The sequence below is a fragment of the Faecalibacterium sp. DFI.5.82 genome (assembly GCF_029076575.1).
Classification (GTDB): Bacteria; Bacillota; Clostridia; order Oscillospirales; family Ruminococcaceae; genus Faecalibacterium; species Faecalibacterium duncaniae.
In genome coordinates this window covers 1-290 of sequence record NZ_JARFIS010001069.1, presented here as the reverse complement: position 1 = coordinate 290, position 290 = coordinate 1, and the positions used below count along the sequence as shown (strand labels likewise).

Below are 290 nucleotides of genomic sequence, written 5' to 3'. Positions count from 1 at the left end.
CGAGCTGGCCGAGATCGTCAAGCTGGCCGAGCGCCCCTTCATCGTCAAGGGTGTGATGACCGTCAAGGGTGCCCTCAAGGCCAAGGAAGCCGGTGCTGCTGCCATCGTGGACTCCAACCACGGCGGCCGTGTGCTGGATCAGTGCCCCGCCACCGCCGAAGTCCTGCCGGAGATCGCAGAGGCCCTCAAGGGCAGCGGCGTGAAGATTCTGGTGGATGGCGGCATACGCTCCGGCGTGGATGTGTTCAAGGCGCTGGCTCTGGGTGCTGACGCTGTGCTCATCTGCCGCC

Annotated in this window: 1 protein-coding gene; it reads left to right on the top strand. The window is 65.9% G+C overall.

Going from position 1 to position 290, the window contains the following annotated elements:
• Positions 1 to 290: alpha-hydroxy-acid oxidizing protein (locus tag P0G09_RS20180; protein ID WP_275253569.1), on the top strand; the 290-nt coding region annotated here is incomplete at both ends.